The organism is Micromonospora sp. URMC 106, assembly GCF_051386395.1.
Taxonomy (GTDB): Bacteria; Actinomycetota; Actinomycetes; order Mycobacteriales; family Micromonosporaceae; genus Micromonospora.
Window position 1 is genome coordinate 11,806 of the sequence record NZ_JBPQTP010000004.1, and the last position, 14,839, is coordinate 26,644.

Sequence of the window (14,839 nt, forward strand, 5' to 3'; positions counted from 1 at the left end):
TCACCGCCCCGACCCGGCCAGCACCGCCACCACGGTCGGGGCCGCGGCGCCGGCCACCGCGACCACCCGGGTGGCCACGCGGACGTCGTCGGCGTCCAGCACCACCCAGCCGTCGGGGGCAGCCCCCGGCAGCAGGGTGAGCCGCCCCTCGGGCCGCCCGGCCTTCTGCAGACACTCGACGGCGCACCAGACCCGGGTGGCCGCCAGGTCCGGTGGGTCGCCGACCTCCGCGACGAGCAGTTCCGCCAGGGCCGCGTGCCGGCCCACCAGGTCGCGCCGCGCGTCCGCCGCCCGGCTGGCCACCGGCTCGACGTCGCAGGCCAGCGCCCCGACGCCGGCGACGGCCAGGTCGAGCGGCGCGGAGTGCGCCACGGAGACGGTGTACGGCAGGTCGACCTCCGGCCGACCGTCGGGGCGGTGCCGCACCACCACGGGCCGGCCCAGCGCACGGGCGAGCAGCGCACCGGAGTCGCGGGCCCCGCCCCCGGGCGCGGCGGCGACCGCGATGTCTCCGGGGAACACCTCGGCGAGCCGTCGTTGCAGCAGCGGCCCCAGCAGCGCGGGCGGCCAGGCCCCCTGCGGCGCGTGCGGCCGCACGGCGCGCAGCCGCAGCCCCATCCAGTGTTCGATCACCGCGCCGGTGGCGTCCCGGACGACGACGTCGTAGACGTAGGCGGTGCCGTGCTGCTCCCGCTCCCGCGCGGTCATCGTCACGGCCTCGGTGGCCGACAGCTTGGGGCCCGCCGACCAGATCCGGTCGATGCCCTCCGGCAACAGCGTCGCGTCCGGTACGCACACCTGGATGCCGTGCATGAACGCGTCCCGGGCGCCCGGGTCACCGAGCACCAGCCGGCCCGGCAGGAAGGCGCTGAACCAGGAGCCGGCGTCGCTGGTGACCACCTCGGCCTCGGCGACCCGCGCCGCCGCCTGCCGGTACCCCCTGATCCGGCGGAACCGCCCGGCCTGGAACAGCACGTCGCCGTAGAGGTCGCGGGCCGGGTCGAGCGGTACGGCCGGCAACTCCGCCGGGGCCGGCGCCGCGGTGTCGACCGGGCATGCCTCGTCCGGCGCGAACCGGAGCCGGGCGCGGAAGTGGTCGGCGGCGAAGCCGGTCGCCGCGCTGCGCAGGACGACGTCGATGACCTGCTCCGACCGGACCAGCGCGGCGATGCGGACGGTCGTGCCGGCTTCCGGGTCGACGACCACCGGGCGGTCGAACCGGACGTCCTCGATCACGGGCACCCCGGGGTGTCGGGCCAGGGCGGTGGCCACCTGCGCCATGGCCTCCAACCCGAGCACCGCCGGGAAGATCAGATCCCCGTCGAGCCGGTGGTCCTCCAGGTACGGATCCGTGGTGCGCGCCAGGTCGACCTCGCAGACCAGCTCGACGCCGTCGTAGCGGACCAGCGGCCGCTCGGTGAAGCGCAGCAGCGGCAGCTCCGAGCGGTGGTAGCGCACCGTCTCCAGGCCGCCGGTGCGCCCGGTGACGACCACCACCGGCGGCATCGTGTCGTCGGCCACCACCTCGCGCAGCACCCGCAGGCCGTCGTCCGGGCTGATCGGGGTGACGCCGGAGCCGCTCAACGACTCGACCACCGACAGCCGCTCCCCCATGCCGACCCCCGACCACACCGACCACTCCAGGCAGACGGCGCGGCACCCCGGACGGGTCGCGGCCACCTCCCGGGTCAGCTCGGCCAGGGCCTCGTTCGCCGCGGCGTAGTGCGCCTCGCCGTGCAGACCGGCCCGCCCGATGATGCTGCCGAACGTGACCAGCAGGCGCAGCCGCGCGGGGTCGACCGCCGCGAGGACGGCCCGCAGGCCGTCGACCTTCGCGGCGAACACGCCGCGCAGGGCCGCCTCGTCGAGGTCACCGAGCGCCGCCGGGGTGTTCTGCCCGGCCCCGTGCAGCACGGCGGTCACCGGGCCCCAGTCCGCGGTGACCGTTGCGACCGCGTCGGCCACCGCGCCGGCGTCGGTCACGTCGACGCGCAGGTAGCGCAGGTCGGACGCGGCGTCGGCGAGCCGCTTCAGGTTGCCGGCCAGGGTCTCGTCGACCGCGGGGTCGGACCGGCCGAGGACGGCCAGCCGGGCGCCGCTCTCCCGGGCCAGCATCAGGGCGGACTCCGCGGTGATGCCCTTGCCGCCGCCGGTCACCAGCAGCACGTCGGCCGGTCCCAGCGGCAGCGCGCCCGGCTCGCCGTCGGCCACGGGCGACGGGCGCAGCAGGGGCACCCGGCGGACGCCGCCCGCGTCGTACACCACCTCGGTGAAGTCGTCGGTGGCGGCGACCTCGGCGACGACGCGCGCCACGGCGGCCGGGTCGAGGGGGGTGGTCACGACGGTGGTCCGCAGCCGGTCGCCCTCCAGCCGGGCGGTCTTGGCCAGCGCCGTGGCCCGCGCCGCCGGCTGCACCACCACGAGGCGCCCGCCGGGGGGTTGGCGCAGGGCCGCCTGGGCCCCGCGCACCGCGGTCACGAGGTGCTCCTCGCCGGGCTCGTCCGGCAGGCAGACCAGCACGCCGGCGCCGACCCCGCCCGCCTCCAGGGCCCGTCGCAGCGCGTCGGAGAGGGGGTGGCCGCCGAACACCTGCCAGCGACCACACGGTTCCGTCGGGTCGGTCGCCGGCGGCGCCTCCTCGGCCAGGTCGACGACGAAGGTACGCACCCACGGCGCGACCCCGGCGACGAGGTCCGCCCGCTCGTGCGGCGCCTCGCGCTCCCGGGCCTGCAACGCCTCGGCCATCTCGCGGACGGTGGCGGTGGCGAAGTTGGTCGGTATCGCCACCGCGGGCAGCCCCATGGCCCGCGCGGCCTCGTTGACGAGCTGACCGACGGTGATCGAGCTCATGTGCAGGTCGTCGAGGAACCGGCTGTCGTCGCGGAGCACCTCCACCGGCAGCTCGGCGCGCCGCGCCACCAGGTGCCGCACCAGCTCCAGCGCGCCGGTGGCCGCCGGCACCGGCACGTCGGCGGGGCGGGGCGGGGCCCGGTCGACCACGGCCGGTGCCGGCCCGGCCAGCTCGGGGGCCGCCTCGCAGGGGCTGGCGAAGAACGTGCGGGCCCGGTCCAGCTCGAACGGCCGGGTCAGCCGGTCCTCGAACAGGGCCGGGTACGCGGCGGGTCCGCCGAGCGCGTACACCGCGCCGACCGCGGCGAGCAGGCCGGCCACCGACTCGGCGTCCGTGTCCACCGCCAGCGCCGGCACGTCGGGCTCCTGCTCGCGGGCCAGGCCGGTGAGCACCTTCCCGGGGCCGACCTCGAGGAACAGGTCGACCTCGGCGGCGGCGGACGCCAGCGCGGAGGCGAAGCGCACCGGCGCCTCGATCTGCCGGTGCAGGAGCTGCGGCAGGTCGGTGTCGGACGCCAGGACGGCGCCGGTCACCGTCGAGGCGACCCGGCGCAGCACGGGCCCGAACCGACGGGACCGCAGGTGCCCGGCGAAGGCGTCGGCCGCCGGCGCCATCAGCGGCGAGTGGAAGGCGTGCCCGACCGGCAGCCGGGTGCAGTTCACGCCCGCCGCGGCGGCCCGCCTGGCCACCTCGCCCACGGCGTCGTCGGCGCCGGCGACGACCGTCTGCCGGGGCCCGTTGTAGCCGGCGATCACCGCGGTGGTGCCGGCCAGCAGGGCGGCGGTCTCCTCCGGCCCGGCGGTGACGCCGAGCATCGCCCCCGGCGGGGCGTGCGCGGCCATGGTCTCGCCCCGGAGCGTGACGAGTTCCCGCAGCTCGTCCTCGTCGAGGCAGCCCGCCCAGTGCAGCGTGGTGAGCTCGCCGAGGCTGTGGCCGACGACGACGGTCGCGTCGATGTCGAGCGCGGCGAGGGCGCGCAGCCCGGCCAGCGAGCCGGTGACGATCCGCGGTTGGGCGGACGCCGTCGACCCGGCCGCGCCGTCTACGGGGAGCTTCCCGGCCGCGCGGTAGACGTCGTCGACCTCGGTGAACCGCCGGCGCAGCGCCCCGCCGCCCCAGCCCCGGCCCGAACCCTGGCCGGGGAACAGGAAGCCGACCCGGGCCGGCCGGGTGACCCGGCCGAGGAAGACGCCCCGCGCCGGGTCGACCAGTGCCCCGGCGCCGTCGGGCGCCGACGCCCGAGCCGCCAGGCCGAGGGCGCGCTCGGCGTCCTCCGGCGACCGGACCACGACCGCCGCGCGGTACGCGCGGCCGCGCTGGCCCCGGTGCAAGGTGGTGGCGAGGTCGCCCAGCTCGGCGAAGGCCAGCCCGGACACCATCGACCGCAGGTCCGCCAGCCGCTCGTGCAGTTCGTCGCGGGTGTCCGCGTCGACGAGCAGCAGCTCGGCGTCCTGCACGGACCGGGCGAGCTGCTGCGTCCGCCGGTCCAGCGACCGGCGGCGGGGCCGGGCGGGGCCGTCGACGACGAGGTGCGTGTTGATGCCGCCGAAGCCCATCGCGGTCACGCCGGCGCGCTGGGGAGCGCCGGCCGGCCACTCCTCGGCGCGTCGCACGGCACGCAGCGCGGGCCGCTCGGCGGTGAGTTCCGGGTGCGGCTCGACGCACCCGACGGTCGGGGGGATGACCTGGTGGTGCACGGCCAGCACGGCCTTGATCAGGCCGGCCACCCCGGCCGCGGCCTTGGTGTGCCCGATCATTCCCTTGATCGATCCGATCGCCGCGCGGTCGGCGTCCGGGTCGGCCGCCCGACGTTCCTCGCTCAGGGCGCGCAGCTCGGTGCCGTCGCCGACGGCCGTGCCGGTGCCGTGCCCCTCGAACAGGGGCACCGTGTCCACCCCGAAACCGGCCCGCTGGTACGCGCGCCGCAGGGCCAGCCGGTAGCCGGCCGCCTCCGGTCGGGTGATGCCGCCCCGGCCGTCGGAGGAGACGCCCCACCCGGCCACCGAGGCGTAGATGCGCCGGCCCTGCGCGAGCGCGTCCCGCTCCCGCATGAGCACCACCATGCCGCAGCCCTCACCGGGCCAGAACCCGTTGGACCGGCGGTCGTAGACGCGCATCTCGTCGCTGGCGAGCGCGCCGGTCTTGGCGAAGCCGACCATCTCGAAGGGGTCGATGGAGAGGTCCACGCCGCCGGCCACCGCGACGTCCACGTCGAGGTCGGTCAGGCTCCGGCAGGCGGTGACCACGGACAGCAACGAGGAGGCGCAGGCGCCGTCCACCGTGTACCCGCCGCCGTGCAGGTCGAAGTGGTTGCAGATCCGCCCGGCGATGGTGTTGGACAGGCCGCCGGCGAGGCTGTCCTCGGTGATCTCGGCGAACGGCGCCTTGTAGGAGCGCTCCAGGTCGGCGAGGAACCCGGCCACCCGGTCGTCGTCCCAGCCCTGCCCGCCGAGGGCGGCGCCCACGACGCGCCGGACGTACGGCCACCGCAGGCGCATCATGCCGGCCCGGGTGAACTCGCCGGTGAGGGTGTTGCCGACGACCACCCCCGTCCGCTCCCGCGGCAGCCCGTCCCCGTCGGGGAAGCCGGCGTCGGCGAGCGCCTGCGCGGCCATGTCGAGGGCCAGCCAGTGGGTGAGGTCGGTCGACCGGTACGTGCTGCCGCTGACCTTGAACGCCACCCGGTCGAACTCGTACCCCTCGATGACCGCCGCGTTGCCGGCGTAGTAGCGGTCGGGGGCGGCCGGGTCCGGGGACCAGTAGTCGGCGGCCCGCATCCGCTCGTCCGGCAGGCGACGAAACGCGCGCCGCCCGGCGAGGGCGTTCTCCCACAGCTGTCCGGGGCCGGCGGCGTCCGGGAAGCGGCAGGCCAGGCCGACGACGGCGATCCTGCTCATGCCCGCACCATCTCCCGGGCCACCGCCGGTGGCACCGCGCCGTCGAGCGTCCCCGCGGCGGGCGTCGCGCCCTTGCCGTCCCGGGCGGCGACGCGCACCGCGTGCAGCGACCAGAGGAAGCCGCCGCGGATCAGGCAGACGATGGCGGTGGCGAAGAAGAGGCCGTACACGATGGACGCGCCGGTCAGGACGCCATAGACCAGGGCCACCCCGCCGCCGAAGGCGAACTGGGACAGCGGCCGCGACGGGGTGGTCCCCGGGTCGGTGATCATGTAGTTGGTGAACAGGACGAACGCCACCCCGGTCATGGTCGCCAGCGCCGGCAGGATGGCGGTGTCCAGCACGAGTCCCCGCACCACCGACTGGAGGACGAACACGCCCAGCCAGCCGGCGATCAGCCACATCCGGCCGGTGAGCTTCGCGTTCAGCATGGTGCCGAAGACGACGATGACCGCCGGGACGATCCAGTCGGCGGGGCCTTCGAGGTACTCGGTGAACTGGTACGGCGGCGCGATGGAGATCCACGGGAACAGCAGCAGCACCACCGCGATGCCGAAGTTCGACGGGTTCATGAAGTGCCGCAGCCGGCCGTTGACCGGCACCCGGAACAGCCACTTCCCGCTGATGGCCACGGCCACCGCGAAGAGCATCACCGGCAGGCGGTCGTTGACGTACAGCAGCATGTTCACCGCGAGGGCGGTGATGTGCGCGGGGTAGAGGAACTCGACCAGGCCCCGCGGTCCGCCGCCCAGGTAGCGGGGCGGACGGCGCTCGGCCCGCGCGCCGATCGTCTCCAGCACGAGTTCCACGGCGTAGCCGGTGGCGAGCGCGAAGAGCGGCCACGCCCAGGCCTGCTCGAAGCCGAGCACGGTGTAGCCCGCGACGTTCAGGATGGTGATGGAGATGGCGAACCTGCGCAGCGCGGTGATCCGCGGGTCCTTCTTCGGCTTCTGCGTCATCGCGAGACCTCCCGAGCCTGAGTGCCGAGGGTGAGGGTGTGTCGACCGGCGGTGAGCGACAGTTCCTGCTCGTGCGGGACGCCGGACCGGTCCCGCCAGCTGAGGTGGACCGACACCGGACCGGTCACGTCGCCGAGCCCGAGCGACACCTCGTTGCTGCGCCGGCCCGAGTGGCCGCTGCCACCGTCGACCCGGTCGATGAGCACCCGGCCGTCCGGCGTGGTCACCCGGACGTGCGCGCCGACCACGGGCGATCCCGCCCCGGCGAGCGGGTCGGCGGCCGACGCCTGCTCGTGCAGCAGCCGCAGGGTGAGGAAGGCCCCGGTGCCCGGGCTGTCGTTGTGGTAGAAGACCGGCGCGTCCCACTGCCGGGCGACGGCGAAGTCGAGCCGGCCGTCGCCGTCGGCGTCGCCGGTGGCGACGCCCCGGCTGGGCACCCGGTCGGCCAGGCCCAGCTCCTCGCTCAGGTCCTCGTAGCGGCCGTCGGCGCCCCGGACGTGGAAGGCCAGGTGCTGGCCGCCGGCGATGTCGTCGCCCTTCTCGACCTTCGGCCACCAGCGGGGGTCGGCGAGCAGGTCGTCGTTGGCCGTGGCCGCCTCCTGCAGCTGCGCCCACCGGTTGACCTCGCCCTTGACGAAGCCGGAGGTCTGCACGATGGCCGGCTCGCCCCGGTTGGTGAAGTCGCCGAACTTCACGTCCCAGCTCCACCCGCTCCAGGCCAGGCCCAGCTCCGCGCTCCGGTCGTGCCACGGCGCCTCGCCGGCTCGCAGCGCCGCGCGCAGCTCGTCGGTGTTCGCGGCGGTGTTGACGAAGGCGAAGTTGCTCTCCTGGATGCCGAACGAGGTGGTGATGTTGCCGACGTACAGGTCGAACATGCCGTCGCGGTCGAGGTCGCCGAAGTCCACGCCCATGCCCTTGAACGAGTCGTGGCCGAGCCGCTTGGACTTGGGGGTCAGACCGGGCAGGCCGGGGCTCTCGACCGGCGCGAAGGCGATCCTCCCCCGTTCCGACCTGTTGTGCAGCAGCCGGTCCGGCCCGAAGTCGTTGGCCACGTACAGCTCGGGCAACTGGTCGCCGTCGACGTCGTTGGCGGCGACCGCCAGGGCCCAGCCGCGGGAGACCTTGGTGTCGAAGACGTTCGGCACCTCGGCGAAGGAGACGCTCGGGGCGGTGCCCGCGCTGCCGCCGGTCCACCGGAACACGTGGTCCTCGCCGCCGTTGAGGCCGTTGGACATGGACCGGTTCATCGCCACCCCGCCGTGCACGTCGGGGTCGAGGACGGGGCTGTCGGGGAAGTAGTTGCCGATGTAGACGTCCAGGTGCCCGTCGCCGTCGAAGTCGGCCAGCGTGGCCGCGTTGGTGTTCCACTTCGGCCCGGCGTACCGGCCCCCGTCGGTCGCCGCGCCGGGCACCAGCTCGACCGGCCGGTAGGCGTCCCGGGACAGCCCGGTCGCGTCCGCCCGGGCGAGGAAGACCACCGGGGTTCGGCCCCACCAGTACACGAGCAGGTCGGTGCGGCCGTCGGCGTTGACGTCGCCGGGCAAGCAGCCCATCGGCGCGATGTGCGGGTTCATCGGCAGCGGCGCCGGGTCCAGGACGAACGGCTGGTAACGGTCGGCGCCGGCGGTCGGGGCCGGGGTGACCACGACGCGGTCGACCCGCGGGTCGGTCACGCACAGGTCGTTGGCGAGCCCGTCGCCGTCCAGGTCGTTCATCGCGACGCCGGAGCCGACGGAGGAGATCCACGCCGCCAGGTGCCGGTACGCGCCGTTGACCTGGCGGATGGACTGCTGCGGCAGGCCGCCGGGCATCGGCAGCGACATCGGCGTGAACCGGTACGGCTGTGCCATGGCGCGCCGCTCGTCGGCGTTCGCCTCCGGCTGCCGGACCAGCACGTACATGCCGGTGAGCAGCACCAGCGCGACCAGCCCGGCCAACTGCCGGCGGAACATTGTGATGATTGCCGACAAGGGTCAGCACCTCCCCAGCGTCACGAACTGCTTGGCGATCCGCTGCCGCCACACCAGGTAGGCCGGCTCCGGCCCGTCCCGGTCGAGGTCGGCCAGCGCGGCCTGGGTGACCGCCGCCGCCTCGGCCGGTGGCGCACCGCAGAAGACCTCGGTGGCGGCTGCCGTGTGCACCGTGGTGAGCCCGGCGCGCTCCCGGGCCTCCGCCGCGAAGGCGCTGCCCTGGGCCATCGCGGGGGCGTACGCGCCGCCGCGCTCGCGCAGCCGCCGCAGCTCCTCGGGCGACGCCCCACCGGCGTACGTGGCGGCCAGCGCCACCCCGCTGTACAGGTCCTCGTGCCGGTCCGGCGGGAACCCGTCGACGGCGTCGGCGATGCGGTCGGGGTCGGCGCCCTCGACGAACCACAGCGCGCGGCCGATGCCCTGGTCCACGACCCGCCCGGTCCACCGCCCGACGGGGTCGCCCGGCCAGGGCAGCACCTCGTCGCGCCGGTGCGAGCGCACGTACCGCCCCGTGTGGAAGTACGCCTGGTGGAACCCGTAGCCGTCGAGGGCGAGCCAGCCCAGCAGGCGGTCGGCGGGCTGGATCGCGTGCCGGCGCCAACGGGGCAGGCGCGCCATCGCCCAGCCCACCCCGACGTGGACCATGTAGACGTGCCGGGCGGCCGGCCCGGCCAGGAACTCGGCGACCCGGCGGCCACCGGTCAGCCCGTCCAGGACGGCGAAGCCCATCGCCGCGCCCTCGTACGCGAACCCGCGCAGCTCCGGCTCGACGGTCTCCAGCGCCACGGTCGCCTCGGCGGGGCCCCGGGCGCCGACGGCGTGCCCGTAGCCGGTGAGGAAGTGGGCGCCGACCGACTCCAGCCGCTCGCGGGTCGCCTCGTCGCGGGCCCGGAAGCCCCGGGTGGCGAACGTGGTCTGGGCCATCCCCGGCGTCAGGACGTATTGACGAATGGCTCGCCAATTTGCGGGCATGGCGCACTCCTCGAGCAGGTGGGACGCGGTAAATCTGACGACATTGGCGAAATGGTTCGCCCAAATCCAGCTCCGAGTGAAGCTCCGGATCGCCGTACCGCTCCGGACCCATGTTTCACGGCGTTCATCGGATCTGCTTCTCCCAACTTGCTCGGCTGAGGCGTCCGGGGCGCCACCAGCGCGTGTCCGAGGCGTTCAAGAAAACGTCAAGGAGGACTGCGCAGACTCCTCTGCGGTGCCCGATCCACTGCCACAGGGAGCTGATGTGAAATCGACGTCTGGCGTTGCCCGGAACACGGTGGAACAGTCCCGTGAGGCGGCCGCGGCGCGGGCCATCGACTACATGCGCCGGCATCTGTCGGAGCCGCTGCAGCTGGCCGACCTGGCCCGTGTGGTCCCCTTCAGCCCGTTCCACTTCCACCGGTTGTTCCGCGACGTGACCACGATGACCCCGGCCCGCTTCCTCGCCGCGCTGCGGATGGCGGAGGCCCGCCGGATGCTGTTGCACTCCGGCCTGACGGTGACCGCGATCAGCGGCCACGTCGGCTACACGAGCGCCGGAACCTTCACGACCCAGTTCTCCCGGCTCGTCGGCACGTCGCCGGGACACTTCCGGCAGATGTCGCGGCTGCTGGCCGGCCGGCCCTGCCACGCCCTGGCGGGCTGGCTGCGCCACGCGGCCGCCGAGGTGACCCGGCCCCGGCTGATGCTGCACGTGCCAGGCAGTGCGCCCGGCGACCTGGTGCTGGTCGGCCTGCGCGGCGACCGGGAGGCCACGGACGCGCCGACCGCCTGGGCGGTGGCGGCCGGCGGCTCGCCGGTCCGGGTGGCGACCCGCCCGGGCCCGTACCAGGCGCGGGTCGTGCTGGTCCGGGGCGACAGCACGCTGACCCGAGCCCTGGTGGACGAGGAGCCCACGAGCCACCTGGTCGGCACCACCGACCTGGTGCTGCCCCAGGACGGCTACGCGGTCGCCCGGGTCGACGCCGCGCCGCCGCGGCCGACCGACCCGCCGGCGCTGGCCATCGGCCCGGTGTGCCGGCTCGTCGAGCGGTTCATGCGGCTGTCCGGACCGGCGGGCCGCTCGGGCTCGGCCTGGACGGCCGGCCGCACCGCGCTCGCCACGGCGGCCATCGCGTGACCCGGCGGCACGGGCACGCGCTCTTGTCGGCGACAGGACCACGAGGTCGTGACCAGGAAGGCGGTGCCGGGCCATCATGCCGTTCCTTCCCGACCCGGGCGGACCGTCCCCGCTGAGGGTGGTCATCGCCGGTGCCGGCTACGTCGGCACCTGTCTCGCCGTCACCCTCGCCGGCCGCGGCGCCGAGGTCGTCGCGGTCGACAGCGACCCCGGCACGGTCGCGGACCTGCGGGCCGGCCGCTGCCGGCTGCCGGAGCCCGGCCTGGCCGAGGCGGTCCGGGACCTCGCCGCCACCGGACGGCTGACGGCCAGCACGTCGTACGACCCGGTCGACGGGGCGGACGTGGTGATCGTGACGGTCGGCACGCCGACCGACCCCGGCCACGAGATGGTCACCGACCAGCTCGTGGCGGCGTGCGAGCAGATCGCTCCCCGGCTGCGCGCCGGACAGCTGGTCATCCTCAAGTCGACGGTCTCCCCGGGCACCACCCGTACCCTCGTCGCGCCCCTGCTGGAGAGCGGCGGGCTGGTGCACGAGCGCGACTTCGGGCTGGCCTTCTGCCCGGAGCGGCTGGCCGAGGGCGTGGCGCTGGCGCAGGTGCGCACGCTGCCGGTGGTGGTCGGCGGGTGCGGCCCGCGCAGCGCCGCTTCGGCCGAACGGTTCTGGCGGTCCGCGCTCGGCGTCGACGTGCGGCAGGTGCCGTCGGCCGAGGCCGCCGAGGTGGTCAAGCTCGCGACCAACTGGTGGATCGACGCGAACGTGGCGATCGCCAACGAGCTGGCCCGGTACTGCGCGGTGCTCGGGGTGGACGTCCTCGACGTGATCGGTGCGGCGAACACCCTGCCCAAGGGCAGCAGCATGGTGAACCTGCTGCTGCCGGGGGTCGGTGTCGGCGGCTCCTGCCTGACCAAGGACCCGTGGATGGCCTGGCGGGACGGCCGGGACCGGGGCGTGCCCCTGCGCACGGTCGAGACGGCCCGCGCGGTCAACGACGACATGCCCCGCCACACCGCCGCCGTCATCGGCGACGAGCTGGTCAAGCTGGGGCGGGATCCGGCGGACACGACGATCGCCGTGCTCGGCGCCGCGTTCAAGAACGACACCGGCGACGTGCGCAACACGCCGGTACGCGGCGTCGTGGCGGCGTTGCGCGACAGCGGCTTCCGGGTCCGGATCTTCGACCCGTTGGCCGACCCCGCCGAGATCGTCGCCCGCTTCGGCGTCGCGCCGGCGGCGAGCCTGGAGGAGGCGGTGACCGGGGCGGGCTGCCTGGCCTTCCTCGCCGGGCACCGCCAGTTCCACGAGCTCGACCTCGGCGTCCTGGCCGGGCGGGTGGACCAGCCCTGCCTGGTCTTCGACGGGCGCATGCACCTCTCGCCGGCGCGCATCCGCGAGCTGCACCGGTTCGGCTTCGCATACCGCGGCATTGGAAGGTGAGCGACAGTGCCCAGATCCCTGGTCACCGGCGGCTTCGGCTTCGTCGGCAGCCACGTCGTCGAACGGCTGGCCCGCCGGGGTGACGAGGTCGTCGTCTACGACCTCGCCGACCCGCCGCCCGACCTCGCGCACCCGCCGGGTGCGGTCCGGCACGTGCGCGGGGACGTCCGGGACGCCGACGCGCTGGCGGCGGCCGCCGCCGGGGCGGACGAGATCTACCACCTCGCGGCGGTCGTGGGCGTCGACCGGTACCTCAGTCGCCCGCTGGACGTGGTCGAGATCAACGTGGACGGCACCCGGAACGCGTTGCGCGCCGCCCTGCGCGCGGGCGCCCGGGTCGTGGTGTCCAGCACGAGCGAGGTGTACGGGCGCAATCCGCGGGTGCCGTGGCGCGAGGACGACGACCGGGTGCTCGGCAGCACGGCGACGGACCGGTGGTCGTACTCGACGAGCAAGGCGGCGGCCGAGCACCTGGCCTTCGCCTTCCACCGGCAGGAGGGCCTGCCGGTGACGGTGCTGCGGTACTTCAACGTCTACGGCCCGCGCCAGCGCCCGGCCTACGTCCTGAGCCGCACCATCGCCCGGCTGCTGCGCGGCGTACCGCCCGTGGTGTACGACGACGGCCGCCAGACGCGGTGCTTCACCTGGATCGACGAGGCGGCCGAGGCGACCCTGCTGGCGGCGGCCCATCCGCGGGCCGTCGGCGAGTGCTTCAACATCGGCAGCAGCGTGGAGACCACCGTCGCCGAGGCCGTCCGGCTGGCCGGCACGGTGGCCGGGGTGCCGGTGGCGGCGCTGAGCGCGGACACCGGCGCCGGGCTCGGGGCCCGCTACCAGGACATCCCGCGCCGCGTCCCGGACTGCGGCAAGGCCGCGGCGCTGCTGGACTGGCGGGCCCGGGTGCCGCTGGTGACCGGCCTGCGCCGGACCGTCGAGTGGGCCCGCCGCAACCCGTGGTGGACGGCGCAGGCCGACGACGGGCTGGTCGTCCGGTAGGCCGGGGTGCCCGCCGGTCCGTGCCGCCGGCGCCCGCCGGGCGCGTCCCTCGGGGCGGCGCCCGGCGGCCACCGGCAGGCCACCGTCCACCCTGCCGGGCACGTCCGCCCGGGGTGGACCCGGGCCGGCGCCCCGACCCGGGTGGACCCGGGCCGGGGATCCCGCGCGGCGGCCGGCGTGGTGGTCAGACCTGCTGGGGCAGGATCGTCGCCGGCCCCGTACCGGTGCCCAGGTCGGGCCGGCCGGCGCGACGTGGCGCGGCGAAGCGCCGCCGCAGCGGCTCCTCGAACCACCGGTGCAGGCCCAGCGCGACGAGTGTCGAGACGATCAGGATGCCCACGGCGATCAGGGCTCCGGTGCCGGCCCCGAAGCGCCGCTCGGCGCCGACCAGGTGGCGCACGATCAGCATGATCGGGAAGTGGACGATGTAGAGCGCGTAGGAGGCGTCGCCGAGGGCGACCAGGGCCCGGCCGCGCAGCACCCGCCCGCGGTCCGCCAGGTCCGCCAGCGCCAGGTTGGGGATCACGGCGAACAGCGGCACGAACAGCGCGGCGCTGAAGATGAAGGTGAACGGCAGCATCGGCGTGACCAGGAAGGCGAGGACCGTGCCGAGGACGAGCTTCCAGCGGGCCACCGGACGCCACCGGCCGGTCAGCACGATCCGGGCCAGCACCATGCCGAGCAGGAAGTTCAGCAGGCGCACCGGCGGGAAGGTGTAGACGAACCAGTACTCGTTGAGGTTGAAGGGCAGCCAGCCCAGCTGCGGCGCACCCGGCAGCAGCGGGCTCACCACCGACACCAGCAGGATCCCGCCGCCGAACGTGAGGCACCACCGCCACAGCCGGTGCGCCGGGATCCGCTGGACCAGCGGCAGCAGCAGGGGGAAGAGCAGGTAGAAGAACGCCTCCGTGGAGATCGACCAGGCGGGCGCGTTGAGGTAGGACAGGTATTCCCAGGAGGGCACCCACCCCTGCACCAGCAGCAGGCTCGCCACCGCCGGCCCTGGTTCCAGGTCGGCGGAGACGCCGGTGGCCGGCGAGGGCGCCGTGGTCGCCACGAGGAACCCGACGGCGACGGCCCAGCCGAGCACGTGCAGGGGCACGATCTTCCAGAACCGGCGCGACCAGAACCGGGCGGCGGTGTCGCCCGGTGGCGCCGACCAGGTCAGGACGAAGCCGCTGAGGGTGAAGAACGAGGCCAGCGCCGCCGAGGCCAGGGGGGTGGTCAGCCCCAGCCCGAGTTGCAGTGCGTCGTCGGCGAAGAGCTGGGACGTCGAGAAGACGTGGACCAGCGCCACGGTGAGTGCGAGGAAGAAGCGGTACCCGGTGAGAGCCGGCAGTCGGTGCGGTCGTCCGTCGGTGTCGGTCACGTCGCTCCTCGATCGAGAGGTGTCGAGGCGCCTCCGCGGCGGCGGGCGACGGGGGGTCGGGGTGCCGCGCGGCCCGCCGTGGCCGGCCGGACCGCACGGCGTCCCCCCGCCGTCCTCGGCCGGGCGCAGCACGCCGTCGTGGTCGATCCGGTCAGGCACGGAAAATTGAACCGCGACACATTCCGACCAGATCGTGAACAGGGCACGACAACGGAACGACCGTCCGGTCCAGCATTTTCCGACAAC

General features: G+C 75.1%; 8 protein-coding genes. 3 read left to right on the plus strand and 5 right to left on the minus strand.

Annotated features, from left to right (window positions below):
* From ACSNOB_RS01990 to ACSNOB_RS02005, 4 genes are read right to left on the minus strand one after another with little or no spacing between them, the layout of a single operon-like run.
* Nucleotides 1–5,862 (minus strand): type I polyketide synthase, encoded by a 5,862-nt coding sequence (locus ACSNOB_RS01990; protein ID WP_436684949.1) that lies wholly within the window; start codon nt 5,860–5,862, stop codon nt 1–3.
* Nucleotides 5,745–6,707 carry an enediyne biosynthesis protein gene (locus ACSNOB_RS01995; RefSeq protein WP_436684825.1) on the minus strand — a complete coding sequence of 321 codons (963 nt, stop codon included), beginning with the start codon at nt 6,705–6,707 and terminating at the stop codon, nt 5,745–5,747. The genes ACSNOB_RS01990 and ACSNOB_RS01995 overlap by 118 nt, the downstream gene beginning before the upstream one ends.
* Nucleotides 6,704–8,677, minus strand: a complete 1,974-nt coding sequence (locus ACSNOB_RS02000) for a CRTAC1 family protein (protein ID WP_436684826.1) — start codon at nt 8,675–8,677, stop codon at nt 6,704–6,706. Before ACSNOB_RS02000 ends, ACSNOB_RS01995 begins: the two co-directional genes overlap by 4 nt.
* Nucleotides 8,678–8,680: 3 nt before the next feature.
* Nucleotides 8,681–9,649, minus strand: coding sequence for a DUF1702 family protein (locus ACSNOB_RS02005; RefSeq protein WP_436684827.1), 969 nt, complete (start codon nt 9,647–9,649; stop codon nt 8,681–8,683).
* Between the two features lie 265 nt (nt 9,650–9,914).
* On the opposite strand from ACSNOB_RS02005, the gene ACSNOB_RS02010 reads away from it, so the two are divergent.
* The 3 genes from ACSNOB_RS02010 (at nt 9,915) to ACSNOB_RS02020 (ending at nt 13,224) form a co-directional block, all read left to right on the plus strand.
* Nucleotides 9,915–10,790: a helix-turn-helix domain-containing protein gene (locus ACSNOB_RS02010; protein ID WP_436684829.1), complete on the plus strand. Its 876-nt coding sequence runs from the start codon at nt 9,915–9,917 to the stop codon at nt 10,788–10,790.
* Nucleotides 10,791–10,908: 118 nt separating this feature from the next.
* On the plus strand, nt 10,909–12,228 hold the full coding sequence (locus tag ACSNOB_RS02015; protein WP_436684950.1) for a nucleotide sugar dehydrogenase: 1,320 nt from the start codon (nt 10,909–10,911) through the stop codon (nt 12,226–12,228).
* A gap of 6 nt (nt 12,229–12,234) precedes the next feature.
* Complete coding sequence (locus ACSNOB_RS02020; protein ID WP_436684830.1) at nt 12,235–13,224, plus strand: NAD-dependent epimerase/dehydratase family protein; 990 nt, start codon at nt 12,235–12,237, stop codon at nt 13,222–13,224.
* Between the two features lie 184 nt (nt 13,225–13,408).
* Here ACSNOB_RS02020 and ACSNOB_RS02025 read toward each other — a convergent pair whose 3' ends face one another.
* Complete coding sequence (locus tag ACSNOB_RS02025; RefSeq protein WP_436684832.1) at nt 13,409–14,593, minus strand: acyltransferase family protein; 1,185 nt, start codon at nt 14,591–14,593, stop codon at nt 13,409–13,411.
* Nucleotides 14,594–14,839 lie beyond the last annotated feature (246 nt).